General features: G+C 41.8%; 29 protein-coding genes, 17 tRNA genes and 1 rRNA gene. 44 read left to right on the top strand and 3 right to left on the bottom strand.

The annotated features are described in order from the left end of the window. The 19 genes from rrf to H538_RS0108320 all read left to right on the top strand — a co-directional run. A 5S ribosomal RNA gene (rrf, locus tag H538_RS0108410) occupies nucleotides 1–114 on the top strand; the annotation flags it as partial. A gap of 8 nt (nucleotides 115–122) precedes the next feature. After that, nucleotides 123–197: transfer RNA gene (locus H538_RS0108405), tRNA-Asn, on the top strand. A 2-nt stretch (nucleotides 198–199) separates the two neighbouring features. Then, nucleotides 200–291: transfer RNA gene (locus tag H538_RS0108400), tRNA-Ser, on the top strand. Nucleotides 292–300: 9 nt separating this feature from the next. Further along, nucleotides 301–375, top strand: a tRNA-Glu gene (locus tag H538_RS0108395). A 10-nt stretch (nucleotides 376–385) separates the two neighbouring features. Continuing rightward, a tRNA-Val gene (locus H538_RS0108390) sits at nucleotides 386–461 on the top strand. Nucleotides 462–478: 17 nt separating this feature from the next. Continuing rightward, a tRNA-Met gene (locus H538_RS0108385) sits at nucleotides 479–555 on the top strand. 19 nt (nucleotides 556–574) lie between these two features. Then, a tRNA-Asp gene (locus tag H538_RS0108380) sits at nucleotides 575–650 on the top strand. 33 nt (nucleotides 651–683) lie between these two features. Beyond that, a tRNA-Phe gene (locus H538_RS0108375) sits at nucleotides 684–759 on the top strand. Between the two features lie 143 nt (nucleotides 760–902). Next, a tRNA-Thr gene (locus H538_RS0108370) sits at nucleotides 903–978 on the top strand. An 85-nt stretch (nucleotides 979–1,063) separates the two neighbouring features. Further along, nucleotides 1,064–1,148: transfer RNA gene (locus tag H538_RS0108365), tRNA-Tyr, on the top strand. A gap of 20 nt (nucleotides 1,149–1,168) precedes the next feature. Further along, nucleotides 1,169–1,242: transfer RNA gene (locus H538_RS0108360), tRNA-Trp, on the top strand. A 4-nt stretch (nucleotides 1,243–1,246) separates the two neighbouring features. After that, a tRNA-His gene (locus H538_RS0108355) sits at nucleotides 1,247–1,322 on the top strand. Between the two features lie 6 nt (nucleotides 1,323–1,328). Then, nucleotides 1,329–1,403 (top strand) — tRNA-Gln (locus tag H538_RS0108350). A gap of 8 nt (nucleotides 1,404–1,411) precedes the next feature. Next, nucleotides 1,412–1,486 (top strand) — tRNA-Gly (locus tag H538_RS0108345). Between the two features lie 9 nt (nucleotides 1,487–1,495). After that, nucleotides 1,496–1,570 (top strand) — tRNA-Cys (locus H538_RS0108340). Nucleotides 1,571–1,587: 17 nt separating this feature from the next. Continuing rightward, a tRNA-Leu gene (locus H538_RS0108335) sits at nucleotides 1,588–1,676 on the top strand. Nucleotides 1,677–1,708: 32 nt separating this feature from the next. Then, nucleotides 1,709–1,793: transfer RNA gene (locus H538_RS0108330), tRNA-Leu, on the top strand. Nucleotides 1,794–1,815: 22 nt separating this feature from the next. Then, nucleotides 1,816–2,919, top strand: coding sequence for a tyrosine-type recombinase/integrase (locus H538_RS0108325; protein WP_081412610.1), 1,104 nt, complete (start codon nucleotides 1,816–1,818; stop codon nucleotides 2,917–2,919). A gap of 133 nt (nucleotides 2,920–3,052) precedes the next feature. Beyond that, nucleotides 3,053–3,823 (top strand): helix-turn-helix domain-containing protein, encoded by a 771-nt coding sequence (locus H538_RS0108320; RefSeq protein WP_026677229.1) that lies wholly within the window; start codon nucleotides 3,053–3,055, stop codon nucleotides 3,821–3,823. Between the two features lie 531 nt (nucleotides 3,824–4,354). Here the strand turns inward: H538_RS0108320 and H538_RS25470 are convergent. Beyond that, nucleotides 4,355–4,576 carry a helix-turn-helix transcriptional regulator gene (locus tag H538_RS25470; protein WP_154657931.1) on the bottom strand — a complete coding sequence of 74 codons (222 nt, stop codon included), beginning with the start codon at nucleotides 4,574–4,576 and terminating at the stop codon, nucleotides 4,355–4,357. A 266-nt stretch (nucleotides 4,577–4,842) separates the two neighbouring features. Here H538_RS25470 and H538_RS23405 point away from each other — a divergent pair, with 266 nt between their 5' ends. The 3 genes from H538_RS23405 to H538_RS26055 are packed head-to-tail and all read left to right on the top strand — an operon-like array spanning nucleotide 4,843 to nucleotide 6,765. Next, entirely contained in the window at nucleotides 4,843–6,015 is a 1,173-nt protein-coding gene (locus H538_RS23405; protein ID WP_051291393.1) for an FtsK/SpoIIIE domain-containing protein, read from the top strand. Next, nucleotides 5,999–6,601 carry a replication-relaxation family protein gene (locus tag H538_RS0108305; protein ID WP_026677228.1) on the top strand — a complete coding sequence of 201 codons (603 nt, stop codon included), beginning with the start codon at nucleotides 5,999–6,001 and terminating at the stop codon, nucleotides 6,599–6,601. The genes H538_RS23405 and H538_RS0108305 overlap by 17 nt, the downstream gene beginning before the upstream one ends. 5 nt (nucleotides 6,602–6,606) lie before the next feature. Continuing rightward, nucleotides 6,607–6,765, top strand: coding sequence for a hypothetical protein (locus H538_RS26055; RefSeq protein ID WP_154657930.1), 159 nt, complete (start codon nucleotides 6,607–6,609; stop codon nucleotides 6,763–6,765). Nucleotides 6,766–6,775: 10 nt separating this feature from the next. Here the strand turns inward: H538_RS26055 and H538_RS0108295 are convergent, their stop codons facing one another. Continuing rightward, nucleotides 6,776–6,994, bottom strand: a complete 219-nt coding sequence (locus H538_RS0108295; RefSeq protein WP_245595208.1) for a helix-turn-helix domain-containing protein — start codon at nucleotides 6,992–6,994, stop codon at nucleotides 6,776–6,778. A 130-nt stretch (nucleotides 6,995–7,124) separates the two neighbouring features. On the opposite strand from H538_RS0108295, the gene H538_RS0108290 reads away from it, so the two are divergent. The 17 genes from H538_RS0108290 to H538_RS0108215 all read left to right on the top strand — a co-directional run bounded on the left by H538_RS0108290 (nucleotide 7,125) and on the right by H538_RS0108215 (nucleotide 19,112). Beyond that, the gene (locus H538_RS0108290; RefSeq protein WP_026677226.1) at nucleotides 7,125–7,523 is read left to right on the top strand and encodes a hypothetical protein; all 399 of its coding nucleotides are present in this window, start codon (nucleotides 7,125–7,127) and stop codon (nucleotides 7,521–7,523) included. Nucleotides 7,524–7,633: 110 nt separating this feature from the next. Then, entirely contained in the window at nucleotides 7,634–7,945 is a 312-nt protein-coding gene (locus H538_RS0108285; protein WP_026677225.1) for a hypothetical protein, read from the top strand. 505 nt (nucleotides 7,946–8,450) lie between these two features. Beyond that, on the top strand, nucleotides 8,451–9,650 hold the full coding sequence (locus H538_RS0108280) for a hypothetical protein (protein WP_026677224.1): 1,200 nt from the start codon (nucleotides 8,451–8,453) through the stop codon (nucleotides 9,648–9,650). Between the two features lie 9 nt (nucleotides 9,651–9,659). Further along, a complete protein-coding gene (locus H538_RS0108275; RefSeq protein ID WP_026677223.1) occupies nucleotides 9,660–10,574 on the top strand; it encodes a hypothetical protein in 915 nt (304 codons plus the stop codon). 125 nt (nucleotides 10,575–10,699) lie between these two features. Further along, a complete protein-coding gene (locus H538_RS0108270) occupies nucleotides 10,700–10,924 on the top strand; it encodes a helix-turn-helix domain-containing protein (RefSeq protein WP_026677222.1) in 225 nt (74 codons plus the stop codon). A 61-nt stretch (nucleotides 10,925–10,985) separates the two neighbouring features. After that, the gene (locus H538_RS0108265; protein ID WP_026677221.1) at nucleotides 10,986–11,387 is read left to right on the top strand and encodes a hypothetical protein; all 402 of its coding nucleotides are present in this window, start codon (nucleotides 10,986–10,988) and stop codon (nucleotides 11,385–11,387) included. Between the two features lie 118 nt (nucleotides 11,388–11,505). Further along, nucleotides 11,506–11,712, top strand: a complete 207-nt coding sequence (locus H538_RS26050; protein ID WP_154657929.1) for a hypothetical protein — start codon at nucleotides 11,506–11,508, stop codon at nucleotides 11,710–11,712. 289 nt (nucleotides 11,713–12,001) lie between these two features. Continuing rightward, nucleotides 12,002–12,685 (top strand): hypothetical protein, encoded by a 684-nt coding sequence (locus H538_RS0108255; RefSeq protein ID WP_026677219.1) that lies wholly within the window; start codon nucleotides 12,002–12,004, stop codon nucleotides 12,683–12,685. 2 nt (nucleotides 12,686–12,687) lie between these two features. Further along, nucleotides 12,688–12,942, top strand: coding sequence for a hypothetical protein (locus H538_RS0108250; protein ID WP_026677218.1), 255 nt, complete (start codon nucleotides 12,688–12,690; stop codon nucleotides 12,940–12,942). 146 nt (nucleotides 12,943–13,088) lie between these two features. Beyond that, nucleotides 13,089–13,538 (top strand): hypothetical protein, encoded by a 450-nt coding sequence (locus H538_RS0108245; protein ID WP_026677217.1) that lies wholly within the window; start codon nucleotides 13,089–13,091, stop codon nucleotides 13,536–13,538. Next, nucleotides 13,538–13,786, top strand: coding sequence for a hypothetical protein (locus H538_RS0108240; RefSeq protein ID WP_026677216.1), 249 nt, complete (start codon nucleotides 13,538–13,540; stop codon nucleotides 13,784–13,786). The genes H538_RS0108245 and H538_RS0108240 overlap by 1 nt, the downstream gene beginning before the upstream one ends. A 60-nt stretch (nucleotides 13,787–13,846) precedes the next feature. Beyond that, a complete protein-coding gene (locus H538_RS0108235; protein WP_026677215.1) occupies nucleotides 13,847–14,170 on the top strand; it encodes a hypothetical protein in 324 nt (107 codons plus the stop codon). After that, nucleotides 14,160–16,217 carry a phage tail tape measure protein gene (locus H538_RS25055; protein WP_026677214.1) on the top strand — a complete coding sequence of 686 codons (2,058 nt, stop codon included), beginning with the start codon at nucleotides 14,160–14,162 and terminating at the stop codon, nucleotides 16,215–16,217. Before H538_RS0108235 ends, H538_RS25055 begins: the two co-directional genes overlap by 11 nt. A gap of 206 nt (nucleotides 16,218–16,423) precedes the next feature. After that, complete coding sequence (locus H538_RS0108225; RefSeq protein ID WP_154657928.1) at nucleotides 16,424–16,606, top strand: hypothetical protein; 183 nt, start codon at nucleotides 16,424–16,426, stop codon at nucleotides 16,604–16,606. Continuing rightward, complete coding sequence (locus H538_RS0108220; protein ID WP_026677212.1) at nucleotides 16,603–17,055, top strand: putative toxin-antitoxin system toxin component, PIN family; 453 nt, start codon at nucleotides 16,603–16,605, stop codon at nucleotides 17,053–17,055. The genes H538_RS0108225 and H538_RS0108220 overlap by 4 nt, the downstream gene beginning before the upstream one ends. A 175-nt stretch (nucleotides 17,056–17,230) precedes the next feature. Continuing rightward, a tRNA-OTHER gene (locus H538_RS26045) sits at nucleotides 17,231–17,320 on the top strand. A 196-nt stretch (nucleotides 17,321–17,516) separates the two neighbouring features. Further along, nucleotides 17,517–19,112 (top strand): FMN-binding glutamate synthase family protein, encoded by a 1,596-nt coding sequence (locus H538_RS0108215; RefSeq protein WP_026677211.1) that lies wholly within the window; start codon nucleotides 17,517–17,519, stop codon nucleotides 19,110–19,112. 102 nt (nucleotides 19,113–19,214) lie between these two features. Here H538_RS0108215 and H538_RS0108210 read toward each other — a convergent pair whose 3' ends face one another. After that, nucleotides 19,215–19,871, bottom strand: coding sequence for a B3/B4 domain-containing protein (locus H538_RS0108210; protein WP_026677210.1), 657 nt, complete (start codon nucleotides 19,869–19,871; stop codon nucleotides 19,215–19,217). Nucleotides 19,872–19,960: 89 nt separating this feature from the next. Here H538_RS0108210 and queG point away from each other — a divergent pair, with 89 nt between their 5' ends. The 5 genes from queG (at nucleotide 19,961) to H538_RS0108180 (ending at nucleotide 25,534) form a co-directional block, all read left to right on the top strand. Continuing rightward, entirely contained in the window at nucleotides 19,961–21,103 is a 1,143-nt protein-coding gene (queG, locus tag H538_RS0108205) for a tRNA epoxyqueuosine(34) reductase QueG (RefSeq protein WP_026677209.1), read from the top strand. Between the two features lie 105 nt (nucleotides 21,104–21,208). After that, nucleotides 21,209–21,745, top strand: a complete 537-nt coding sequence (locus H538_RS0108200) for a methylated-DNA--[protein]-cysteine S-methyltransferase (RefSeq protein WP_026677208.1) — start codon at nucleotides 21,209–21,211, stop codon at nucleotides 21,743–21,745. Nucleotides 21,746–21,826: 81 nt separating this feature from the next. Continuing rightward, nucleotides 21,827–22,717 carry an amidase domain-containing protein gene (locus H538_RS23395; protein WP_245595207.1) on the top strand — a complete coding sequence of 297 codons (891 nt, stop codon included), beginning with the start codon at nucleotides 21,827–21,829 and terminating at the stop codon, nucleotides 22,715–22,717. Between the two features lie 92 nt (nucleotides 22,718–22,809). Then, nucleotides 22,810–23,283: a tRNA (uridine(34)/cytosine(34)/5-carboxymethylaminomethyluridine(34)-2'-O)-methyltransferase TrmL gene (gene trmL, locus H538_RS0108190; protein WP_026677207.1), complete on the top strand. Its 474-nt coding sequence runs from the start codon at nucleotides 22,810–22,812 to the stop codon at nucleotides 23,281–23,283. Nucleotides 23,284–23,638: 355 nt separating this feature from the next. Beyond that, nucleotides 23,639–25,534: a PrkA family serine protein kinase gene (locus tag H538_RS0108180; RefSeq protein WP_026677206.1), complete on the top strand. Its 1,896-nt coding sequence runs from the start codon at nucleotides 23,639–23,641 to the stop codon at nucleotides 25,532–25,534. Nucleotides 25,535–25,607: the final 73 nt, after the last annotated feature.

Genomic DNA, 25,607 nt, shown 5'->3' with positions numbered 1-25,607 from the left:
TGGTGGCGATGGCGAAGAGGTCACACCCGTTCCCATACCGAACACGGAAGTTAAGCTCTTCAGCGCCGATGGTAATTGGGGGCTTCCCCCTGTGAGAGTAGGACGCTGCCAGGCTTCATTATTCCACAGTAGCTCAGTGGTAGAGCTATCGGCTGTTAACCGATCGGTCGCAGGTTCGAGTCCTGCCTGTGGAGCCATTGGAGAGCTGTCCGAGAGGTCGAAGGAGCACGATTGGAAATCGTGTATACGGTCAACCCCGTATCAAGGGTTCGAATCCCTTGCTCTCCGCCATTAAATAATGGCCCGTTGGTCAAGCGGTTAAGACACCGCCCTTTCACGGCGGTAACACGGGTTCGAATCCCGTACGGGTCACCATTTCAATATTGGAGGATTAGCTCAGCTGGGAGAGCACCTGCCTTACAAGCAGGGGGTCGGCGGTTCGATCCCGTCATCCTCCACCATATATACGAAATATCATCGCGGGGTGGAGCAGTCTGGTAGCTCGTCGGGCTCATAACCCGAAGGTCGCAGGTTCAAATCCTGTCCCCGCAACCAAAAAGAATTTATACATAATGGATCCGTGGTGTAGTGGTTAACATGCCTGCCTGTCACGCAGGAGATCGCCGGTTCGATCCCGGTCGGGTCCGCCATTTCTAAAAGTTATTTTTAATATTAAATCAATTGGCTCGATAGCTCAGTCGGTAGAGCAGAGGACTGAAAATCCTCGTGTCGGCGGTTCGATTCCGTCTCGAGCCACCATTTTGAGCAGAGTTAGCTCAATTGATAGAGCAAGGAGCATTACTTCTTCGATTGTGCTACGACTTGTCTCGACGCAGGCTGCTGCAAAGTAACTGCTTGCAGAGGAAGAGACAACGGTATTGGTTGAACATCATTATTGCTTCGCCGACTTAGCTCAATTGGTAGAGCAACTGAATCGTAATCAGTAGGTTGGGGGTTCAAGTCCTCTAGTCGGCACCATCAATCACTGTTTCTTTCAAGAAGTGATAAAAATTTCTTCTTGAAAAATGAATAAATATCTTGTAAAATAGTATTTGTCTCAAACGGAGGGGTAGCGAAGTGGCTAAACGCGGCGGACTGTAAATCCGCTCCCTCAGGGTTCGGCGGTTCGAATCCGTCCCCCTCCACCATTTATTTTCCTATTGATAATAGGGGCATAGTTTAAAGGTAGAACAAAGGTCTCCAAAACCTTTGGTGTGGGTTCGATTCCTGCTGCCCCTGCCATATGGCGATTGTGGCGAAGTGGTTAACGCATCGGATTGTGGTTCCGACATTCGTGGGTTCGATTCCCATCAGTCGCCCCATATTTTTGGGCTATAGCCAAGCGGTAAGGCAACGGACTTTGACTCCGTCATGCGTTGGTTCGAATCCAGCTAGCCCAGCCAATTTATTTGCGGAAGTAGTTCAGTGGTAGAATACAACCTTGCCAAGGTTGGGGTCGCGGGTTCGAATCCCGTCTTCCGCTCCATCATGTTTTGGCGGCATAGCCAAGTGGTAAGGCACGGGTCTGCAAAACCCTTATCCCCCGGTTCGAATCCGGGTGCCGCCTCCAATACATATATTCCCCATGCCGGGGTGGTGGAATTGGCAGACACACAGGACTTAAAATCCTGCGGTAGGTGACTACCGTGCCGGTTCGAGTCCGGCCCTCGGCACCATTTTTGAATATATGTAGCTTATTAATTAATATGCCAGTGTGGCGGAATTGGCAGACGCGCACGACTCAAAATCGTGTTCCTTCGGGAGTGTGGGTTCGACTCCCACCACTGGTACCATTTACATACGTTGAGAAATACGATGATATCAACGATCTCCGTTTCGATGGAGGTCGTTTTTATTTTGCCCATTACGTACGATTTAAGCCGAAAAATCGTGTGCGTTGAATCGTACGCGATGCTGCGTTCAATCTATTCGATTGGAGGCGCAATGATGGCAAGACGTCGTAACGAATTATCCTCGAAACAATTAGCGCAGTTACGTGGAACTATACGATCGGACAAATACGAGTTTGACGAATTACTCGAACTCTTTTTAGACGATTGTAATTTACGGAATTTGCGTGACCACACGATAAAGTACTACCGCAATGAATTAACCACATTCCGAAAGATACTTGAGGCGCAAGACATAACGACTAAGCCCGCTGAAATAACGGCAGACATTATAAAAGAAAATGTAATTCGTTATATGAAGGACAAACAAGGGGCGAAGGTCGTTAGCATCAATACGAGGTTACGCGCCATTCGAGCATTCTTTAATTTTCTTCGTAAAGAAAAGTACATTCCGCAAAATCCGTTTGATGAAGTTGCGTTATTACGACAGCGAAAAGGTGTCATCGCAACATTTTCTAAAAACCAAATTAGAAAGTTATTTAGGCAACCGGATCTAAAAACGTTTATAGGTGTACGTGACCTAACAATACTCATGCTTTTGCTAGAAACCGGCATTAGGGCGAATGAACTTGTAGGCATAACGTTAAGTGATATACGTTGGGAAGATTCGCAGTTATTAATTAGAAACGCAAAGGGGCAAAGAGAGCGCCTTGTACCGTTTCAATCGAAAATGAAAGATCAGTTAAGGAAATATATCGCAATTAGAGGCGTTTTGGAGACTGACGCGCTATTTGTTACGATCGATAACACACCGTTAACTAAACGCCAGTTACAAAGCAGAATAACGCACTATGGGCGTGAGGCGGATATAGACGATGTTCGTTGTAGTTGTCACACATTTAGGCATACCTTCGCGAAAATGAGTGTTCAGAATGGCGCTGGCATTTTCGAATTGCAACAAATTTTAGGACATACAACGATGGATATGGTTCGTACTTATGTAAACCTTTACAGCAATGAAGTAAGGGACAAGCATAAGAGTTTTTCACCATTAAAAAATCTTAAATAAAAAGACGAAAGAAAAAGCCCGCGTCTGCCAACGCGGACCGATACTGTTTGTTTATAATTATCTTACTTGAAAATTTAGGATTTTTCAAGTTTATTCGGTATGCTTTTTCTTCGGTCAATCCGGAGGGGTTAACGTGCAATGGGCGTATGAAGAATATCGTGAACACCAGTCGTTCGAATCGATCGCGGAACTTAACGAAGCTGTCCGTCAACATTTATATTACAATGCGCAGCAACTTAATAAGACGGCCGTAACCGTGCTTAAGACGATTAGCCGTTATTCTTGCGTTGTGATCGGCGTGTCCTGGTTAAAGGCGGCCACACTCGCAAAGTTAATCGATAAATCGGAGAAAACCGTTAGGCGAGCGCTAAAAACGTTAGAAGAGATCGGTGCTATCAAACGTATTCCGACCATTCGGGAACGCGGCGGCCGTGGTTATGACATTTGCGTGATTCAAGCGTGTGACCAGGCGAAAGTGTCCAGTCGTCCGGTTAGCGAAAGTCCTAGCGAGAGTAAGGCGGAAAAGGATACGGATTGCAAAGAAACCTTAATACATAAAACTAAAATAACGTTAGATTCTTCGTTTACAAGTGATCGTGTACCAAACGCTTTCACCCACCTAGTGTCTACGTTTTGGGATAACGCAAAGACTATCGAAGAGTACTGGCGTATGGCTAAGATATGCGCACATAAAGCATTCGATGACCAGACAGTTTTAGACGTCGCCATAAATGCTTTTAAGCAAATGATACGCACATACAAGACGGGAAGGGTACGTAATCCCTTTGCGTACTTCTACGGTGTGATGGATCGCAAACTAGACGATAAGTACTACGAGGAAATAGAATCGCTAGGCATCGAATTTAAAACTGGCGGTACCAACGAGTGGTTTACCGTAGTGTAACCCTACCCACCAATGGATGTGTATAATAGAAGTAACTTACTTTATATTAGTTACAGTGAGTTACATTCGTATACAATTTGTATGAATTCACTAACCGCACGGCTCCGACGGAAGCCCCCTCGAAAATTTTCGGAGTGAGGTGATAGCTTATGCGTAAAATGTATACGTTTCACCTGTTTAAATATATGCAAGATATGCGGAGCCTTTCCGGCAGGCCTAACGCTACAAAGCCCGACAAATTAACGATGTATAAAATTGTGTATAATCGGAAATTAAAGGGATTGTTAGAAACCGCGTCAATTCAACGTCTGTGAGTTTATATTGATTCCGAAAATTAGCATTATGTAAACTAATTTTTGAATAAAGAATGAATAAACTGTATAAAATTAAACGATTGAATGAATGTTGTTAGCGAATATATGTTCTTGTTTTTAGCAGGGAGGGGGTACACACCCCCACCACCCCCTCGTACCGCTACAACAAGTGCATTTTAAATTCGCACACCGAAAATAAACTCATAATTACATATTTTTACATATCCCAAAAATCATCCGATTTTATCGATGGATCGATCTTCCGTATTGCGTTAAGTATTTTTCTCATTGTCGAGACATTCGGCGTGTATTCCTCGTCTGAACACAATTTGCTCACGGTGTTACGACTAACTCTTGATTGTTTTACTAATTCCTCTTGCGTTAATCCATTCCGATCTAAAAACCGTCCTAGTTTCGTTCTCTTTTTAAAACTGAACACGTTAAACACCTCGTTTATATTATTCGGCGTTAACAGTCTTGTCCCTCTTTCACAAAAATATACAAACCTATCGCAAAAAATTGTGAAAGTTAGACAAGTGGTCCTGCATAGGTATCTATCACGGTAAAAAATTCGAAAGCTAAATTGATAATAAATGAGTTAGTTACCGCGTTTTTATTATCAGTAAAGTACAAGTGAAATTTACCGTTATTAAAGAAAAACTAAAATTGTTTAAAAAGTAGCGTAGCGAAGGGAGGGAGCGGAGCGTGGTATTGAGGCGATTATTTTTACGTATTGAGTTGATAAAAACATTCCGCGCTGGCCAAATTTACCTTAAGAAAAAAATAGGCAAGGACGACATACGTATTTTTCCGAAAATCCATTCGATAAGGCCGTTACCCGGGCGAGTAGAGTACGTCTTTACCGTACCACTCGGTTTAAACCCGGCTGACATCGAAAAAAAGCGATGGCTATTTGAGAACAAATACGGCATGGCAATCGAACTCGAACGCAATAATAAAAAATTCGTACTTAACGTTTATGACCGCAAGCAATCATCGAATTACCGCTATGACTTTGCGCAAATAAGCGAAGCGTTCGGTAACAAGCGCGTACCAATACTGGCCGGCGTTAATGGCCGCGGTGAACTCGTAACGTACGACATGACGGAACATCCGCACCTTTTAATTTCCGGCGAAACAGGTAGCGGTAAGTCAACGCAGTTAAGAGCCATTTTGACCGCGTTGATACAGGAGAAGACAGCCGACGAACTGCAGTTGTACTTATGCGATATGAAGCAATCGGAGTTATTTTTGTTCAAACGGGTTGGTGCGGTAAAAGGCGACATTATAACGGACCCGAGCGACTTGTACGAAGTTTTGAAGGTGATTCAATCCGAAATGAGGCGCCGAGGTAAGTTACTCGCAGACAACGAACTACACCATATCGCAGAGTTGAGCGGTCAAAAGGAGCCGTATATCGTATTGGTAATCGATGAGGTATCGATGATAAAGGACGAAGCTGATTCGATGGCGATAATCGATGAAATTGCGGCAATCGGCCGGGCGCTTGGCGTGTACCTGGTGCTTTCCATGCAACGGGCGGATCGTGAAGTAATCAGCGGCAGGCTCAAAAGCAATTTGGTTGTACGCATGGCTTTCCGAGCGTCTGACCGTATCAATTCAAACATTGCGCTCGGCAGTAAAGAAGCCGCCGATATTAAGGTGACGGAAAAAGGACGGTTTTATCTTAAACTCGAGGCGACCGAGTGTTTGCAAGGCGTTTTACTCGAATCAGACCGCGCAAAGAAACTGTTAGAACCGTTTAAAGTTGCGAAAGTACAGACGGACTCTTCGATAACGAACGATTTAAGTGACAGCCCGGAAAACTTCAAAGACTTATTCAACTGGGAGGGGTTTAACGATGAAAGCCCGCGATAAAGCGATCATTGACTACTTACAACGGTTTCGGGTTATGAGTCGCGATGACATTATCGACTTGCATTTCGCTAACCTTAAGCAGCCGGTAACCTCATGCAATACCGTTTTAAAAAGGTTGCGCCGTGACGGATACGTAGAGGTTGATACGCAAAGGATACCGTATCTTTATTTTCCTGCGCCACGACCGGTAAAAAAAGAATCAACTAAAATACCGCATTTTCTTGCGATCGTTGAGTTTTACAAAGAGCTACGGAAGTACGCGGAGCCTAAACAATTCGTAGTTGAACCGAAGCTAGGCGCCAAAGGGACGTCTGAACCCGACGCGTTTATGATATGGCAGGGCGCGCCGTTCTACATCGAGATCCAACGTAATGTGTACTCAAAAAAGGTTATGGACGCAAAAATACAAAGATACCGTAACTATTTCGACTCGGAACTATGGAAAGACGCAAGCTGGCAGCCAAAAGACAAACGGTACTTTCCTAACGTGTGGATCGTCAGCCCGTACAAATACGACGTTGAACCGCAACCATTCCGGATTCTACAAAGCACCAGTGTCGCGGAACTAATGCAAAAGGTCGGGTGATCGGAATGTTGCCGTTAATTTTCGTCGCCGGGGCGGTGTATTGTGCGTTAGGGGCGGTAAAGGCCGGGAAGAATATCGTAAGACTAAATCGAGAAATAAAGAATAATACGGAGTTCTTGCGATGGATTGACGAGGTTAAAACGCAAAAGAAAGACGCCCTTTAATTGGGGCGTTTTATTTATGTTCAAAAGTAATTAACTCATTTATGTCATTAAGTTCAAGCGCGTCAGCAATTTTTTCAACGATATGTCGCGGAAAAGTTTTATTGATATTTCTGCACATTTCTGAAATAGTCGCTTCCCTTATTTTAGTTAATGAAGCCAATTCTTTCTGCTCCATTTTTCGCTCCTCCAACAATTCTTTTAATCTACAGTGAACAATAACCATAACCATTCTGCCCTCCTCTAACTTAATAATAACAGAAAAATTACGAAATTAGTAATTATTTTGTTGACAATTACGAAAAACGTAATTATAATCAAAGTATCGATTACGAAATTCGTAAATAAAGGAGGACATGCAAATGTCATTAGAACCGATAGATGGGGGCGGACCACGTTTCATCGAACCCGTACAGATTTATTTTCCACTTAAAGACTGGGACCCGGACGACGAACCATACGAAATCGAGCACGGTTTTGCAATCGGCTACACACACGCAATTTATCAATCCGACAACGGACATGTCGCACTCGTAAAGATAACGTGGCCCAACACGGACAAAAAACTCGTTGTATCTGACGGAACGTCCGGTATCACGTTAAAAGAACGTTGGCGCGGTAAATTAACGGAAGAGAAGGCGGGCGAACTTTACGACTGGCTCGCAGGACTCAACGGATGGCAGCTGTTAACCGAAGTGCTTTATCCGAAGTTTGGATGGGCTGACGTCGATTTCGATTTAATGGGAGGGTCGAAGGAATGACTTCCGCAAGTATCGTGAGGCGCAAGCACAACCGTTAGGCGAGCGTCGCAGGAATCGTTTAAAGCGTTTGACCACGTACAATCAAAAATTAAAATTGGAGGCGCAGAAATATGAAAAAAGTGATCGTTATGTATGACATGGTAGCGGAGTTTATTCAGTACGACGGGTTTTTAATCGATGAACACACGGCAGTTATCGCGGAAAAAGACGGAACTGTACTACTGGTCGAAGTCCAGCCGACGGATTCGCCGGACGTTTTTAAACAGTCGGGTGGCAGCATGGTCATCGGAAACACCGCAGGAAAGGACGTTGTACCGTTGGTTGTATCGTTTATCGCGAAAATGAAGCGAATGAGCGCTTACGATTTATTCCGAAATACGATCGTTAAAATGAACGATGATATACAGTTCGATTTAATTTGAATAAACGCAGGCATCCGCTAGTCGGCGTGTCGGTGGCAAGGGCACGCCCGCTCACGGTTAACAGCGCGCGACCCTTTACGGAGGTCGAGGTGCGGCAACGCTTCGGGTTGCGTATAGGGCCGTTTAGGAAGACGCTGGCCTTATTTATTAACGTGAACACTTGTACGCTAATTCGGAATTATGTGGTAAAATGAAGAAAAGATAAAACATACCGTCCCTATCGGTCCGGCACATATCATTACATTTTCGCGATTATGTATGCTGAAATGATTATCGCGGTAAATACATATCGCCGACGAATGAAATGAGGAAGGCCGGGCGTTAGCCCGTTATGTCGCTCAGACAATCGATGTGCACAACAAAAGTGCACGCCGTCGTCTGAAACCGTTGATATATCAAGGTTTTTCTGCGATTTCCTTATAGGGGATATACGAAAAAGTGTACGGTTTAAGGGTTATTTCCGACAAATATACTCGGAATTGATTGGTGGAGGGGAGAGGAACTGATGGAGAAAGTTCAAGTGATTGACGCAGTCATGGGCGCAGGTAAGACGACATGGGCGTTAAATAAAATCGAAAATACACCGTTAGACGAAAAATTCATTTATATAGCGCCCTTCCTTTCAGAGGTAGAGCGCGTCATTAAAACGGTGAAAAGTAGGAAATTCGTACAACCGACTAAGGCAGCCGAAGGCGGTCGTAAGTTAACCAGTCTTAAAAAACAAATTGAAAATGGCGAAAACATCGCCGCCACTCACGCACTTTTCGAAATGGCAGATGACGAGTTAATCGAATTACTAGAGTCATCGAATTATACGTTAATTCTCGATGAGGTAATGGACGTCATCGAGAAAGCCTCTGTTTCTCCGTCAGATATGCGGTTGTTGCTCGAAAAAGGGTATATCAAAATTAGAGATAACCGTGTTGAGTGGATAGCTCCAGCAGTCGAATATGAATACGGACGTTTTGATGACATCAAACTATTAGCAAAAGCTGGAAACCTTTTTTATCATCGCGACCGTTTTTTAATATGGGCATTCCCGCCCAGGATTTTCAGAACTTTCGATAATGTTTATGTAATGACTTATTTATTCGACGCTCAGATACAACGTTATTATTTTGATCTTTACAATATAGAATACCAGTTAAACAGTATTAAAGACGGCGAGTTAGTTGAGTATGATCGTTTTGGAGACAATAGAAAAGAGTTATTTGCGCTAATTGACTTATATGAGGGTGACCACAATCGACACGGTGAGGGAAGAACAGCTTTTTCAACGCGTTGGCTTGATCGAAAAGAGGCGGAAGAGTTACAAGAAATTCAAAAAAGTATTACATCATATGTTCGAAGAGTTGCTAATGCTAAGACAAAAGATGTTTTATGGACGACTTTGCAATCAGTAAAGCCATTTTTACAAGGAAAAGGTTATACAAAAGGGTTTATACCGATGAATATGCGTGCGACTAATGACTACGCTGACAGATCCGTCCTTATTTATGCTTACAATCGATTCATGAACCCGGCATTTGAAAAACCGTTTTTTCAAGACAATGGTGTAACAGTAAACGAGGATCTTCTCGCGGTTTCCGAACTACTTCAATGGATATGGCGGTCGAGAATTCGAAACGGCGAACCGATCAAACTATATTTGCCTTCTAGCCGAATGCGGTCATTATTGAAGGCTTGGGCTAATTACGAAATTTAGGGGGATTGGATGAGGGATTTCAAAGAGAGTATAAGACAATTCCAAATAAACCAGGACGATTTTCTAGTAAAAGCTATACTTTCGCGATCTGAGGTTATTGACGTATTTGATAATCCGGAATCAGACTTTGATTATATCGCAACGCACATTCGCTCTAAGCGTGAAAAGGTATTAAGGTACTCAAAAACACTTCGTTCTGGGAATATGTATTATTGGCGGAACTTTCAACGTTTATTATCAGTTATTTACTATGATTTAGGAGTTAAATTTGAAGGCAGAATTTATAAGAATGACTATTATCTATCTTATTTTATTTTGGAGCCTAAATTATTCGAAAGCTTAAGAGTTAATTACGATTTCATTAAGCGCAAGATGGAACATTGTGATTTCATGGAATTTGACTATACGTTAAAACGGTTTGAAAAGATTGAAAAAGAAGTTCAAGAAAAAGTGCGAGAAATTCGTAAGGAATTGGATCCGATTATAAAAGAATCGTTGGAATTTGCATTAAATAAAGTTGACTCGACACGGACATCGACTGAAATCATTAAGTACATTAACCGCGCTTTTGACTCTAAGTATGCTGACCTTATGTTACAAGCAAGTGGACTAACAAGGGTGAGAAGAAAGACTGGTAAAAGGGTAGTGAAAAAGACATTCCATGAAAACCCGGTATTTGCAATTCTTGAAGTAGATCAGAAATGGTCAGAAATAAAACCACTCTTAACCACTGAGCAAGTACGTTTTATGGAAAGAGCTTTATCGGTTGTCGAAAATGACATAAGGTCCAATGATTTAACTTCGTATACTTGCGATTTATTTGGAGGTGCCATTATAAAGAAAACCTATTTAGGAAGTAAACTTGGAGAGAGTCCAGAATTAGTCCGTCAGCGAATAAGCAGAATAAAGAAACGATTAAAATAAGTGTCACGTTTTGCAGTATATTATATTATATGATGAGAAGAAGCCTCGGACTTAATGCCTGGTTGTCCGAGGCTTTTTTATTTTGACCAAAAAGCTAGTATTTACTAACAAAAGGAGGTGTTGAAATGACACTAACGGTTACTGATTTACAAGAAATCAAAGAGGTTTATGGTTACACGCTTGTTGATCTAGGCGCGCTGTTAGGTGTGTCTGATGCGCATATCAACAATATTTTAAAAGGAAAACGCCGATTTACCGAACGTCTCATCAATCGATTGGTAACCGAGTTAGATTTAACGGATTCTAAATTATCAAGAATTAAAAGTATTTATCACGAATTCAAACGTTAAGCTACGAACAACACCGCAAAATGGGGTGTATTTTTTATGTCCGTTAAGGGAGGTGTAGCCGATGAATCAACGTAAACTGCAATCGGTAAAATCGCGGACGCTTCGCTTAGCACGATCTAATTGCGCAAACTTCACTGGCCAAAATGGATGTCATGTAACTGTTGGTGGTCGATGTGCATTGTTTTACGAATCGGAATCTAACGGTAATGTCTGTCCTTACTTTGTGCGATCGGTGTTACCTGGCGAACCGAAACTCGAAAAGGAATACCGTGAATTATTCGGCATCAAAGACGAAAAAGAATCGATTGACGATTATTGCGAAGAATGTGGCCGGTCAATCAAACGGTCAAGTAACCGACAGAAATATTGCGGTTCATGTTCAGACGAACAAGCGAGGATAAAACGGAACAAACGAAACAGGGAGTACCGAGATAGACAAAGACGTGACGCTTTAGGATTCTAAAAACCTACTAATGACGCGGGTTTTTAGCATTATAAAAACGCAAAAATCAGGGGTGTAAGGTGTTTATACCCGAACCCGTAAAATTGCACTTTAAAACGTCATTCAAAGGGAGATTAGATTGAGAAACAAGTCGAGATTACAAGTTATGTTTTGCGTTCCCGGGCGCGATTACCCCGGCGAAAAGGTTATTGTCGTGAAAGTAAAGGACGGTAAAGAAACGCGATTATTTACGTTCGGCTCTGATTGGTCATTGCGGACCATCAATCAGCAGATCCCGAGATTATGGCTAGATTTCCGATCAAAACGAAGAAAGAGGGTAGGTTAGATGGATGAACGAAAATCAAACGGTAATTATAGTTCCGTTCGTAAGCGAAACAGACGCCGGAACAAACGTCGTTGTAACGATAGTAGCCGATTTAACGGGCGAAGTGCTACGACAATTCTCGAAATCTTACAAGCTAAAGGGTTTGATGTCCATGCGCTTGGTGAGTGGTGCCGCGAAAACGAGATTAACCGTGTGTTAGTTGATAATCGGCGGTTATTCCAATCGAAAGTGCCTTCCTCTTTTAACGGAAGTAAAAGAAATGAGTCTTATATAAAAAGGAGAGTATCACATGAAAACTTATAAAGAGATCGATTTGTTTAAGAAACGTGTAGAAAAAATCGAAAGTAAACTTACGGACTTACAAAACGAGCGTGAATCGGTTAAGCGTGAATGGGCTTCCGTTGAACAACAGTACGAAAGTATTATCATCGCTGACGCGGTAGGAGACGAAGGAGCAAAGGTAAGTGAGTTACCGAAGTTAAAACGGAAGTCTGCTGACTTAAAATCGAAACTGGACGAATTGGACACTCGTATCAAGGCGATAGAAGATCGTAAAAAGTCTGTGTTAGTGGAACAACTCGCGGAACTCGAAAAGGGTTACAGTCGTGAGATGAATAAGTTATCGCGATCGGCAAATGAACTTTGGGCGAAACTTCCGGAATTGAGTGCGCAATACTTACTGTTTTTAAATGATCTCGGCCAGTTAAAACGTGAAGCTCGGGAACTACATGAAGAGTTTGTGCGGTGTAATGCGGAGGCGGGTAAGGAATATTCAGAGCGTTTTTCCTTTCCTAATCCGATGTTATTCGATTCCCTTAATAACATTCACTTGGGCGTGCTCGAGAAAGACCAAAAGGCGGCTCTCGAAGGTTCATTACCGCCTTATGTCATGCTTTATCAACTAACTGGTGAAATAGATATGTCAGGTAATTCTGTTGCGAAATTAGCGCAAGCACGAAGGAAGGAGAAATAATTATGTTAGGAATTCATTTAACCCCGAGCAAGAAATACGTAATAACCGGCGATGATGGTATCGTAAAAACAGCCGGAACAGACGTTTCAGATATTGACGCATCGAACTTATCAGCGACTTATGAGGACGTAGCTAAAGCTTATAGAAACGCTGCGGATAGTTTTATAGACGATCCCGAAAATATAATTCAAAAGTGTAAAAGGTACGTAGTTATACGTGATAAATTCTTAACCGAACAAAACTCGAAAGTGCAATGATTAAACAACAGGCTAAAGCGCCGAAATACGATGACCTTCCAGAATTTGTACAAAAAACCCCTCACTCATTAGTAGAAAGGGTTTTAAGTCTACTCCGATTACGGGTTACGAAGAAAAGGAAATTAGATTTAATGGAGGTCAAATAAATGGATCACTTAATTCACGAATCCGAACTCGAACAACTAAAGTTGCGGGCACGCGGGAACCCATCAAAGATGGCGGTATATGCAGAAGCAAAAAACGAATACCAGACGCAGTTATCAACGCATTTCAACGAAGAGTTTCCATTTGTTCACTCTTTTAGCGATTCTCACTTAGACGAATTACGTCAGTTTGCCGAAGATAACCCGGAAGACGAATCGGCACAGGTTCGTTATGCCATTCAAAAAGACCGATTCGAAGCCCGAGAGGCCGATAAAACGGCGCATATCGATCGTCGGTTGCTTCGCGAAGACCTTACTCGAAAAGTGGCTGCGGGTGATGTTACGAAGAGTGATTTAGAAAAAGCGGCGGAATTAGCGAAGATGAACGGAAGTGTCGAAAATAAGGTGCTTTATGCAACGATAAAAAATTTATTGAACGGGGGAAATGAATAATGAGAGTTAATGTGAATGACGTTATGACAATCGACAAGGACGACAATGTGGTACAAAGGGCGGCAGGAGTCGATTTAAACACTATAGACGTATCCAAAATACGCGTGAGTCTCGACGATCTTGCGTCCCTTTATATGCAAGCCGAGTGGTACAAAACGCCGGAAGCTGCGGCAAAGTATGTAAAGATGAAAAACCGTGTCTTGGCTTTTTTTAATAACGCACAACGCGGATCAAAAAACGAAGTTTAAATGAAGGTGGCCAAAAGGTCGCTTTTTTTATTTATGTCGGAAACGGACGGAGGTGATGGGATGAATTACTACGCAACAAAAGCTAACCGTTTTGGTGAGTTGCTTTTTATCGTAAAAGACATTTTAGCTGGTAAGCGCGACTACAACGATTTTATAGCTGAATTAGACGAACTATCCGAAATAGGCAACGACTTTAAAAGCCGACAAGACGACGCGGAACTGAAGCTATTAGGCGTTAATGTCGTTAAATTTTTAAAACAATTTCGTCGATCATTACGTGATGGCAAACCAACACAAAAGCAAACTAGACGGCTTTTGCGGTTAATCTCAGCAATCGTAAAACTAATTTCTGCAATAGAGAGGAGGGATATAAATGGCGTTTAATTTAACAGCGGCACTGCGTTTAAACGACGCGGGGTTTTCAAGCGGAATGCGTAATGCCACTCGAAGTTTAAATAAGATGAAAAGCGCATCTTTCGAAGTGGTTAAACATCTCGGGTTAGTAACAACGGCTGCGGCGGGCGTTAGTTTAGCGTTCTCGTCCGCCAAAAAAGCGATGGACTTTGAAGAGCAAATGTCGAGTATAAAGGCACTAACGGGGATGTCAAACAGCGAAATGAAGTCGATGTCCAATTTAGCGATCCAGGCCGGTGCAAAAACGAAATATAGCGCGATGGAAGCCTCACAAGCAATTGAAGAGTTAGCGAAAGCTGGAATGTCTACCGCGACGATTAAAGCCGGGGGTCTCGAAGCGGCTTTAAACCTTGCGACCGCGGGAGGAATGAACCTAGCTGACTCCGCATCATTAATGGCCAACTCGCTAAACGGATTTCGCGAGGACGGGTTAAAAGCCGCGCAAGTTGCCGATATTTTAGCGGGTGCGGCCAACGCGTCGGCAGCGGATATGGTCGACTTGAAATACGGACTTGCGGCGGTCGGACCGGTGTCTGCCGGAATAGGAATGTCGCTTAAGGATACAAGCGCAGCAATTGCGTTGTTTTCTAACCATTCGTTGAGCGGATCTGATGCGGGTACTTCGTTTAAGACGATGTTAATGGGGTTACAACCGCAAACTAAGAAACAAGTGGGGCTAATGCGTGACCTCGGTATAATAACAAAGGACGGAACAAACCGCTTTTTTGATGCACAGGGTAAGGTAAAAGGCCTTGCCGGTGTTGCAGATGTCTTAAGGACATCGTTGGATAAATTAAATCCAAAAGAAAGAGCCGCTGCCTTAAGAGAATTATTCGGTAGTGACGCGATCCGGGCTGGCAATATTCTCTTTAAAGCTGGCGCAAAAGGCGTTAAAGAGATGTACGCCGAGATGGGGAAGGTAACGGTACTCGAAGTCGCCCGAGAAAAAATGAACAACGCAAAGGGTGCGGTTGAACAGTTTAAAGGCGCGTTAGAAACGTTACAAATCGCCGTACTAACGCCACTAATGCCGGTTATTAAAGATGCGGCAAATAGAGTTGCGGATTTTATTGCGAAATTATCTCCAAAAGACATTCAATCGTTTGGTGAAAAGGTTAAAACCGCCTTCCAAACCGCTTTAGATTTAGCTACAGGCGTTTTCAATTTCATAACGCAAAACTGGCCGTTAATTCGTGAAACTATAGTTGGCGTAACTACAGCTGTTGTTGCGTTTAAAGCCGGGATGGCCGCGTTGACTATTGTTCAAACGATTACACAATTAATTAACGGATTCCGTGCAGCTATGGCGGCCGCGGCAGTCGGTCAATGGGCGATGAATACAGCGATGTGGGCGTGTCCTGCGACGTGGATTGTAGCTGCCATTGCGGCAGTAATCGCGATTGGCGTTCTTCTATATCGGAATTGGGACACGGTAAAGAGTAAGGCGGTTGCGCTCTGGAACAAAATGGGCTTCCTTAAATCGATTATTCTCGCATTACTCGGTCCTATTGGAGCGTTGATTAAAGCCGGGGTGTACCTCTATAAAAACTGGGATAAAGTAAAAGCTAAAATGGATTCGGTGTGGGAAGGCATTAAACGGGCAGCGGCAAAAGCCGTTAACTTCATAATTGACGGAATCAACGGAATGATCCGTATGATTAATAAGATTCCCGGTGTTAATATTCCGATCGTGCCGAAAGTCGACTGGGGGCAATCCGGTATTAATCCGCCTAGAATTATTCGAGCGGGTGGCGCATTGGACGCTCCCGACAGAATGTCGCACCACGGCGGTATTTCTCGCGTCCCTTACGATGGTTACTCGGCGAATGTGCATAAAGGTGAACGCGTATTAACGAAAGTGGAAGCTGACGCTTACCAGCGAGGAGGTAACGGCGGGGTTACGTTAAACATCAGCAGCATTAATATTAACGGTGGACCTACTGACCGACATACCGCGAGAAAGTTAATCGAGGTAATAGCGGACGAAATCGAGCAGGCCGGCATGGCTGGCGCTTAAAATAACGGGCAGCTCCTTTACGGGGGCTGCTTTTTTATCATACAATGAAAGTCATTGTTTCTACGTTTCAGCATAGAATGTGTTAAATACTAATGAAAAGGGAAGTATACCCATAAAAAGATTAAGAAATACTTGTAATGAGGTGATTAAATAACTTATAATGAGGAGGATAAGCTATGGAAAATCATTGGGAGGAGGATTTTAACATGGCTATTGCTGAAAAAGTGAAAGAAACAATTAGAGATGCAAAATGCGAAGAGTTACATTCTGTTGTTAGCGAATTAAGAGTCATTGGGGAAGACATAGAATGCGAAAAACCAGGTTTTTTTGAGGATGAAAATCTAGACTTTATCATTAAACACGCTAGGAAAATTTCAAAGCTATTATGATAATTGTTGTTGATACTAGTACAATTATCAAAGGCCTTTTTAAAAGACATACGGAACCAACGTATATTGTTGACAAAATTATTGACGGTACTCTTCAACTTGCTATGTCTGAAGAAATGGCCAGGGAATTAACGGTTACAGGTATTATTGTCGCGGAACAAGCTAACAAAAACCCAAAACCAATCTTACGCAAAATCTCATCTTTCATTTTTCACTCTAATAAGGTTAATCCTCAAGTAAGTTTTCCTTCTTGCTCGGATCCGGATGATAAAATGTTCATTGAATGTGCGATCGAAGCGAAAGTTAAATATGTAATTTCAAGTGATCCAAGTATATTTAATGTGAAAACTTATGTTACTAATGAATCGCACTTAGCTTTAATAGAAGATATAGAGTTTTATCATCCACAAGCTTTTTACCAAGCAATTCAACAGGGCTTAACCATTTAAAAATGCTTATATAATTAACCCGAGCTACCAGCATAAGGTAGTTTTTTTAGTTTTTTATAATTGCGTATAAAGAAAATAATCGGTATAATAACGACAAACGCAATTTCGGACAATCGTACGCAATGAATCGACGCTAGGAACATCGAAAACGAACAAGCGTTGATATCTCGTATCTCCGAACGTATAGTAAACGGTAATCTTTTTCGGCACGATTCAAAATCGTGTTCCTTCGGGAGTGTGGGTTCGACTCCCACCACTGGTACCATTTACATAGGACCAAAGACCTTTGACGAGATCGTTGAGGGTCTTTTTTATTTTACCCATGTTTTGCTTCCTTTAATTTAGGGCATTGAATAGTAAGTGCGGATCTTTTAAAAACAAGCAGGTCTAGTAAAAAAGTTTTTACATAGGGTGGAACAATAGCTTTTTGAATATCGTTCGAAAATTGAAGGAGGCATGTTATGACTGTTACAGGGTATCTTGTCATTAGCGTAATTGTCATTTTAGCTCTCGTTATTTTTATTCCAGCTGGATTTATTTTATGGATGTATTACGTAGATTCAAGACAAGAAGAGCATTCCGTGCTAAGAAATTTTCCTGTTCTCGGGAAGATAAGGTACATTGTTGAGAAAATCGGCCCTGAACTACGACAATATTTATATAACAATGATAACGAAGGAAAACCTTTTTCGCGAAATGACTATCAGCATATCGTAAAGGCTGGAAAATACAATGAACGAATGATTGGCTTTGGGTCAATGAGAGATTTTGAAGAAGAAGGCTATTTTATCCGAAATACGTTATTTCCAAAACAGCGGAAAGAGTTGAAAATCGATAACGGCCAAAAAATAAAAACAAAAGTGTACAAAATTGATAATGAAAATTTATTTAAACGAAAAGAGCACCGGATAGATGTAGAGGTAGACCCCTATTATTTGACGGATGACGAGGCGATCATCATCGGCGAACAGACATGTAAGTATCCCTTTAAGCTGAAAGGGTTAGTTGGTCAATCCGCCATGAGCTTTGGCGCCCTCGGGGACAGGGCGATTACCGCTTTATCGAGGGGACTTGGTTTAGCCGGTGGAACATGGATGAATACAGGCGAAGGCGGTTTATCGAAATACCATTTAAAAGGCGGAGTCGATATTATCATGCAAATTGGGCCAGGGCTTTTTGGTGTTCGGACAAAGGACGGCCAGTTTTCGTGGGAAGAATTTAAGCTTAAAAGTGAAATTGAACAGGTGAAGGCGTTTGAGCTGAAATTAGCTCAAGGGGCAAAAACGAGAGGCGGGCATGTTGATGGTGAAAAAGTAACGCCGGAAATTGCTGAAATGCGGAATATTGAACCGTGGAAAACGGTAGACAGTCCAAACCGCTTTAATGAATTTGATAGTCCTGAAACAATGTTTGACTTCATTGAAAGGCTAAGGGATGTCGGAGGAAAGCCTGTAGGAATTAAAATCGTTGTCGGTGATATTGATTCGTTAGAGAACATGATCGCTATTATGGCCAATAGTGGCAAAGGACCCGACTTCATTACAGTGGATGGCGGTGAAGGAGGAACAGGGGCAACCTATCAAGAACTGGCTGATTCCGCTGGTCTTCCCATTAAATCCGCTTTACTTATTGTCGATGAATTATTGAGGAAATATGAAATCCGTGATCGGGTCAAACTTATTGCGTCTGGTAAACTGGTTACCCCTGACCGGATTGCAGTCGCGCTTGCGATGGGAGCTGATTTAGTAAATGTTGCGAGGGGATTTATGATTTCTGTGGGCTGTATTATGTCGCTTCAATGCCATACGAATAACTGCCCGGTTGGGGTGGCGACAACCCATCCGAAATTGCAAAAGGCATTGAGTATTGAAGAAAAGTTATACCGAACATGCAATTATGTTATATCGCTACGATCAGGGTTATTTAATTTGGCAGCCGCTTGCGGGATCGATTCTCCTACCAAATTTGAAAAAAAGCACATCATTTACAAAGATAAAAAAGGAAAAGTGTACTCGGTTGACGATAGTAATCAATTAAGCAAAACGGTGAAAACATAAATAAAAATAATAGTTATATTTATGAAAAATGGGACTATAATAAAAACAAGGTATTGTAGGTTTTAGTGCAGGGCTTCGTTTGACATGAAGCCCTGCACTTTTTTATTTGACAATATACGATTCAGAATGGCCGCCATGAATTTGAATAAACATTTTTTCGATGGCTTGAACCAATTTTTTCGCTTCATCTTCATTCATCGAAGGGCGAACATAAACAAGATGAACCGCGGACGATGTCAAATCATTGATCATTGTCCGTTTCGAGTCAACTATTGGGCTGCCAAAAGCACCGCAGCTGTCCGAAGAAAGTAGTTTTCCATTCATATTCATTAAACGGCCGTTTAACCCTTCGTATTCATCATTAGCCTTTCCCAACCGTATTTCAATATCGCCGAAAATGTTCCCGGCGTTATATATGCCTAAAGGGATCCCATATTCTAAAGAAAAGAAGTTGTTGATATCGACAGCAGAATTCACAAAGCCGATCCCTTTGCCACCATATGCTCTTCTCAGGAGGGCTTCGGAAGAGGGACGATATCGGGAAGGATCGATGCCTAACGTTTTAAATATGGCTCTCCATTCTCTAACTGAATCATGGTCTTGCACCGATTGGCTTTCTAGTTTTAAAGATTCTAGGAATAATTGGAATCTCCCTTTAAACATTTGCGGGGAGTCTCCAATCACGATATCATTATACTGAATCACTCCCAATTTGAAATCAGGTATACGTGCTTTTATTTCATCAGAAATTACGACCATTACTAATTCACCTCAAATGTGAAATGTTAGTATATATTTTAACATAAATCTATAGTTTATTTACTTTTATATGAAAGGAGGATCTTAAGATGACAGGAGCCCAGTTGAAAGAAGAAATTATTGCATATAGTAAAGAAATTGGCATCGACAAAATTGGTTTTGCTTCTGCCGATGTTTTTCATGAGTTGAAAGAGCGGCTTAAAATTCAGCAAGACCTTGGATACCAATCAGGATTTGAAGAAAGCGATATTGAAAAGCGAACGAATCCACAGCTGCTTTTAGACGGTGCCGCCTCGATTATTTCAATTGCGCTAGCGTACCCTTCAAAAATAAAAAATCCTCCTAAAAGTATAAAAGGTGCGAGAAGAGGAGTCTTTTGCAAGGCTTCCTGGGGAAAGGATTATCATTATATTTTAAGGGAAAAGCTCAGTCTCTTAGAGGCTTTTATCATTCAAAAATACCCGGAAGCGAAAGTGAAATCGATGGTTGATACGGGCGAATTATCTGATCGGGCAGTAGCTGAACGCGCCGGTATTGGATGGAGCGGGAAGAATTGTGCCATTATTACACCTGAGTTTGGTTCCTACGTTTATCTAGGAGAATTGCTCACGAATCTTTCCCTTCCTCCGGATGTTCCTGCCGTTGATCAGTGCGGAACGTGCAATAAATGTGTGGAAGCCTGTCCGACAGGTGCGCTTGTTCAAGGCGGGCAGCTTGACTCGAATAAATGTATTGCATTTTTAACACAAACAAAGGATTTTCTCCCGGATGAATATCGAAACAAAATCGGAAACCGCCTATATGGTTGTGATACATGCCAAACAGTCTGTCCAAAGAATAAAGGCAAGGATTTTCACCTTCACCCGGAAATGGAACCTGATCCTGAATTGGCAAAGCCGCTATTAAAACCTCTTCTTCGGATGAGCAATAAGGAGTTCAAAGAAAAGTTCGGACAGATCTCCGGTTCCTGGCGAGGAAAAAAACCGATTCAGCGTAATGCGATTATTGCTCTGGCACATTTCAAAGAGGGCTCTGCAAATGAAGATCTAATTTACTTGATGAAAGAAGACCCTCGTCCTGTCATCCGGGGAACAGCAGCATGGGCTCTAGGTAAAATTGGGGGGGAAGGAATCAAAGAACAATTAATTGAAGCGAAAAAGAAAGAAATGGACACAAATGTACAGAAAGAAATCGAAAAAGGTTTAATAATGTTGAAAAAAGGCGAAATATAATCATCGCATTGACGGTGTAAGTTCGTTACTATAGAGATTAAGGAAAAAAATTAAAGGTGACTTTAAGCAAAAGAAATTTTAACCTGAGCTAAAGAAGGGATTTTTATGTGTAATATTAAGACATTACTCTATTATGAGGAAATGGAAAGCTTAATTGGTCCTTTAACGATTGTGGCCACGGAAAACGGCGTTTGCTGCATTGAGTTTGGAACATTAGACGAAAACTTGCCTTCGCTTGAATCATGGATGGCTAAACATTATTTAAAAGGAGAACTAATTCATGATGGCAATCGTTTACGCTCCGTCATCGAGCAGATTGAGGGCTATTTTTCAGGAGCATTAGAAACTTTCGATATTCCATTAGATTTGTTTGGAACCCCGTTTCAGTTAAAGGTTTGGGACCAATTAAGGAAAATTCCTTATGGTACAACATGTTCTTATAAAGAAATTGCTCAGGCCATCGGTGCGCCAAAAGCGGTAAGAGCGGTAGGAAGCGCAAATAACCAGAATCCTGTCCCAATTGTCATCCCATGCCATCGCGTTATCGGAAGCAATGGCGCACTCGTTGGGTATGGCGGTGGACTTGATAAAAAAGAAATTTTATTAAATATTGAACGAAAATCAAATCAAAAAACATCGTAAGAGCCGTAATCGACGGTTCTTTTTTTATTGCCCGTTTACATATGTTTGTATTATGACCAATGATAGACGGGGGAATTTACTATGTGGTTTGATGATTTGAAAGAGTACATCCAAAGACAAACGGAATGGATGGTTCATACCGATACACCGCATGAAGGCTATTTACAAGAAGGAGAGCGGGAAAGTTTTTTGCGGAAAAAGCTAATGCTTGAAGAACGGAAAGCGAATATTGTAAACAATAACGTTCAGGCAAGGGTATTAAGGGAACAAACAATCGAAAAAACGAAACAGATCGATTATTTAGTCCATTACAGTTATTTAATTCGGCAAGGTTTTGATTTTTATATTGAAGAGCAATTGCAAGAGAGAAGGGCAACTTTTATAGATGATGTAATGGTGTCAGATGAGATGATAACGCCTGAAGGAAAGCCGTCAGAAACGGTTAAAATTGATCGGGAAATAGATCCTGCCTTTAACCGGAAATTCGAATATAATCGGCTGGAGGCTGTTAAGTATGCTGAGCGATGGTGGAATACATTTAATCCTGCATATAAAGCATTTGATGTCGATTGTACGAATTATATTTCCCAATGCTTGTATGCTGGAGGAATTCCCATGACCGATCATACGATTCGAACAAAAGGATGGTGGTTTCGGCAAAACAACTGGAGTTTTAGCTGGACGGTCGCTAATGCGTTTCGCTGGCATTTAAGCGGATCCAGGTCAGGCTTAAGGGCGCAAGAAGTTTCTTCAGCCCATCAATTAATGCCCGGAGATGTGATTTGTTATGATTTTGAAGGGGATGGCCGCTGGGACCATACGACGATTGTAGTAGGAAAAGACAGTGTCGGTGAGCCGCTTGTCAACGCCCATACGACAAACAGCCGGATGAGATATTGGGGATATGAGGATTCAACGGCTTATACGGAAAATATTAAATATAAGTTTTTCCGCATTGTTTCATCTTCTTAAGAAGACAAACATTCTTCCAGGCTATATCTTTTAAAAAAGTGTTATAATGTTTGGTAAGAAGAGAAATAAGGAAACATTAGAGGTGAGCTTTTTTGGCTTTACATGTTGTACTTTACCAACCACAAATTCCAGCTAATACAGGAAATATTGCGAGAACTTGTGCCGGAACTGGAACATCATTACATTTAATCAGGCCGCTCGGCTTTTCAACGGATGATAAACAATTAAAGCGGGCAGGCTTAGATTATTGGGAGCACGTAGATATCCATTACTATGACTCATTGGAGGACTTTTTCACTGCCTATCCAGAAGGCCAATTTTTTTATATAACAAAATTTGGTACAAACACGTACAGTGATTTTAATTATTCTGATCTTGAGCTTGACTATTTTTTTGTTTTTGGAAAAGAGACGACGGGGTTGCCTGAAGAACTGCGTCTTGCAAATGAAGAGCGATGTTTGCGCATACCAATGAACGAAAATATTCGCTCATTAAATTTATCCAATACGGCTGCGATTTTAATTTATGAAGCACTAAGGCAGCAAAATTTTCCTAAATTAATCTAAAAGTTAAAAACCGAAGTGGATCTTTCGAGATCAACTTCGGTTTTTGTATGTAGCGTGTATTATTTTGTTCCAGGGCGGTCGTTGTACCCCGCGGTAAAAATAGCCGTTAAAAACGCTAACATGACAATTAAAATGAGGATAAAGCTCATCGTTACTCCTCCTTTAAAAATAGTATGGCCATCTCTAGCTTAATTATAGTCGAAAAAAAGGACGCTGTGAATGGAGGATTAACAATTCTCTATTTTTTGAATTTATTCCAAGGAAAAATCGTAAAGACATCGAATGATTAAGGACATCCTCGCATAAAGTAGATTAACACATTGGTGAACCACCAATATTACGCAAGGGGGTACTTATGGATATTTTACGCAAAATCCAAATGCACCGTGAAGAGGAAAGACGTCTTGCCTGGGAAGGTACCTTCGCAGAATACCTTGAGATTTTAAAAGAACGTCCTTATGTTGCCCAATCCGCTCATTCCAGAGTCTATAATATGTTAAAAGATGCCGGAATTGAGGAAGAAAATGGCCAGAAAGTGTATAAATTTTTCAGCAATGAGATTTTTGGGCTAGAGGACGCCATTGAGCGTCTCGTTGAGGAATATTTTCATCCTGCTGCGAAAAGGCTTGATGTCAGGAAACGTATTTTATTGCTAATGGGTCCAGTATCCGGGGGAAAATCAACGATTGTCACGCTTTTGAAAAGAGGGTTGGAACAATATACGAAAACGGAAAAGGGCGCCGTTTATGCCATTAAAGGCTGCCCGATGCATGAAGATCCGCTTCATTTAATTCCTCATCATTTGCGGGAAGATTTTTATAAAGAATACGGAATTCGAATCGAAGGAAGCCTATCGCCATTAAATACAATGCGATTAGAGCAAGAATATGATAATCGGATCGAAGACGTGTTAGTCGAACGAATTTTCTTTTCCGAAGATAAGCGGACAGGGATCGGTACATTTAGCCCATCTGATCCGAAATCGCAAGATATTGCCGATTTAACAGGCAGTATTGACTTTTCGACAATCGCGGAGTACGGGTCAGAATCGGATCCGCGGGCGTATCGGTTTGATGGCGAATTAAACAAGGCGAACCGCGGAATGATGGAATTCCAGGAGATGTTGAAATGCGACGAGAAATTTTTATGGCATTTATTATCCCTTACGCAAGAAGGTAACTTTAAGGCGGGACGTTTTGCGCTCATTAGCGCGGATGAATTAATCGTTGCCCATACCAATGAAGCAGAGTATCGTTCGTTCATTGCTAATAAGAAAAATGAAGCTCTTCATTCAAGAATTATCGTCATGGCCATTCCGTATAATTTACGTGTTTCAGAAGAAGAACGCATTTACGAAAAAATGATTAAAGCCAGTGATATGGCCCACGTTCATATCGCTCCGCATGCTTTAAGAGTGGCGGCTATATTTTCGGTTATGACCCGTTTGAAAGACTCAAAGAAGCAAGGCATGGACCTTGTGAAGAAAATGCGCTTATATGATGGCGAAATTGTTGAAGGATACAATCATGCCGATCTTGAAGAATTAAAGAAAGAATTCCCGGATGAAGGAATGAGCGGAATTGATCCCCGCTACGTCATCAATCGAATTTCGTCCGCTATTATTCGTAAAGAAATACCATCGATCAACGCACTCGATGTTCTTCGCTCATTAAAAGACGGTTTAGACCATCATGCATCGATTACAAAGGAAGATAAAGAACGATATATTAATTTTATTTCTATTGCCCGCAAGGAATACGATGAAATTGCGAAAAAAGAAGTTCAAAAAGCATTTGTGTATTCGTATGAAGAGTCTGCAAAAACATTGATGGATAACTATCTGGACAATGTGGAAGCATATTGCAATAAAAACAAGCTGCGCGACCCGTTAACAGGAGAAGAAATGAGCCCGGATGAAAAACTTATGCGCTCCATAGAAGAGCAAATCGGTATTTCGGAAAATGCGAAAAAAGCGTTCAGGGAAGAAATTCTCATCCGCATTTCCGCCTATGCGAGAAAAGGGAAGAAGTTCGATTATAATTCGCATGAACGGCTCCGCGAAGCAATTCAAAAAAAATTGTTTGCTGATTTAAAAGACGTTGTAAAAATCACAACATCAACGAAAACACCGGATGAAGCCCAATTGAAAAAAGTAAACGAAGTTATCGCGAGGCTTGTGGATGAGCATGGCTACACGACGACCTCAGCTAATGAGCTGTTACGTTATGTAGGAAGCTTGCTTAATCGATAAATTAGAAAAGCGCAACCTTTTAGGTTGCGCTTTTCACATGATAGAGGGATATTTCCAGGTCATGTGATAATGT

Origin of the sequence: Fictibacillus gelatini DSM 15865 (assembly GCF_000430745.1) — a bacterium.
Classification (GTDB): domain Bacteria; phylum Bacillota; class Bacilli; order Bacillales; family Fictibacillaceae; genus Fictibacillus_A; species Fictibacillus_A gelatini.
Note: the sequence above shows the minus strand (reverse complement) of the source record. Positions and strands in the feature narration are given on the sequence as shown.

Coding starts and splice junctions, on each gene's coding strand:
- H538_RS0108325 (WP_081412610.1), top strand. CDS start 1,816: ATGATATCAACGATCTCCGTTTCGATGGAGGTCGTTTTTATTTTGCCC.
- H538_RS0108305 (WP_026677228.1), top strand. CDS start 5,999: ATGAAAGCCCGCGATAAAGCGATCATTGACTACTTACAACGGTTTCGG.
- H538_RS26055 (WP_154657930.1), top strand. CDS start 6,607: ATGTTGCCGTTAATTTTCGTCGCCGGGGCGGTGTATTGTGCGTTAGGG.
- H538_RS0108295 (WP_245595208.1), bottom strand. CDS start 6,994: ATGGTTATGGTTATTGTTCACTGTAGATTAAAAGAATTGTTGGAGGAG.
- H538_RS0108290 (WP_026677226.1), top strand. CDS start 7,125: ATGTCATTAGAACCGATAGATGGGGGCGGACCACGTTTCATCGAACCC.
- H538_RS0108285 (WP_026677225.1), top strand. CDS start 7,634: ATGAAAAAAGTGATCGTTATGTATGACATGGTAGCGGAGTTTATTCAG.
- H538_RS0108280 (WP_026677224.1), top strand. CDS start 8,451: ATGGAGAAAGTTCAAGTGATTGACGCAGTCATGGGCGCAGGTAAGACG.
- H538_RS0108275 (WP_026677223.1), top strand. CDS start 9,660: ATGAGGGATTTCAAAGAGAGTATAAGACAATTCCAAATAAACCAGGAC.
- H538_RS0108270 (WP_026677222.1), top strand. CDS start 10,700: ATGACACTAACGGTTACTGATTTACAAGAAATCAAAGAGGTTTATGGT.
- H538_RS0108265 (WP_026677221.1), top strand. CDS start 10,986: ATGAATCAACGTAAACTGCAATCGGTAAAATCGCGGACGCTTCGCTTA.
- H538_RS0108255 (WP_026677219.1), top strand. CDS start 12,002: ATGAAAACTTATAAAGAGATCGATTTGTTTAAGAAACGTGTAGAAAAA.
- H538_RS0108250 (WP_026677218.1), top strand. CDS start 12,688: ATGTTAGGAATTCATTTAACCCCGAGCAAGAAATACGTAATAACCGGC.
- H538_RS0108245 (WP_026677217.1), top strand. CDS start 13,089: ATGGATCACTTAATTCACGAATCCGAACTCGAACAACTAAAGTTGCGG.
- H538_RS0108240 (WP_026677216.1), top strand. CDS start 13,538: ATGAGAGTTAATGTGAATGACGTTATGACAATCGACAAGGACGACAAT.
- H538_RS0108235 (WP_026677215.1), top strand. CDS start 13,847: ATGAATTACTACGCAACAAAAGCTAACCGTTTTGGTGAGTTGCTTTTT.
- H538_RS25055 (WP_026677214.1), top strand. CDS start 14,160: ATGGCGTTTAATTTAACAGCGGCACTGCGTTTAAACGACGCGGGGTTT.
- H538_RS0108225 (WP_154657928.1), top strand. CDS start 16,424: ATGGCTATTGCTGAAAAAGTGAAAGAAACAATTAGAGATGCAAAATGC.
- H538_RS0108220 (WP_026677212.1), top strand. CDS start 16,603: ATGATAATTGTTGTTGATACTAGTACAATTATCAAAGGCCTTTTTAAA.
- H538_RS0108215 (WP_026677211.1), top strand. CDS start 17,517: ATGACTGTTACAGGGTATCTTGTCATTAGCGTAATTGTCATTTTAGCT.
- H538_RS0108210 (WP_026677210.1), bottom strand. CDS start 19,871: ATGGTCGTAATTTCTGATGAAATAAAAGCACGTATACCTGATTTCAAA.
- queG (WP_026677209.1), top strand. CDS start 19,961: ATGACAGGAGCCCAGTTGAAAGAAGAAATTATTGCATATAGTAAAGAA.
- H538_RS0108200 (WP_026677208.1), top strand. CDS start 21,209: ATGTGTAATATTAAGACATTACTCTATTATGAGGAAATGGAAAGCTTA.
- H538_RS23395 (WP_245595207.1), top strand. CDS start 21,827: ATGTGGTTTGATGATTTGAAAGAGTACATCCAAAGACAAACGGAATGG.
- H538_RS0108180 (WP_026677206.1), top strand. CDS start 23,639: ATGGATATTTTACGCAAAATCCAAATGCACCGTGAAGAGGAAAGACGT.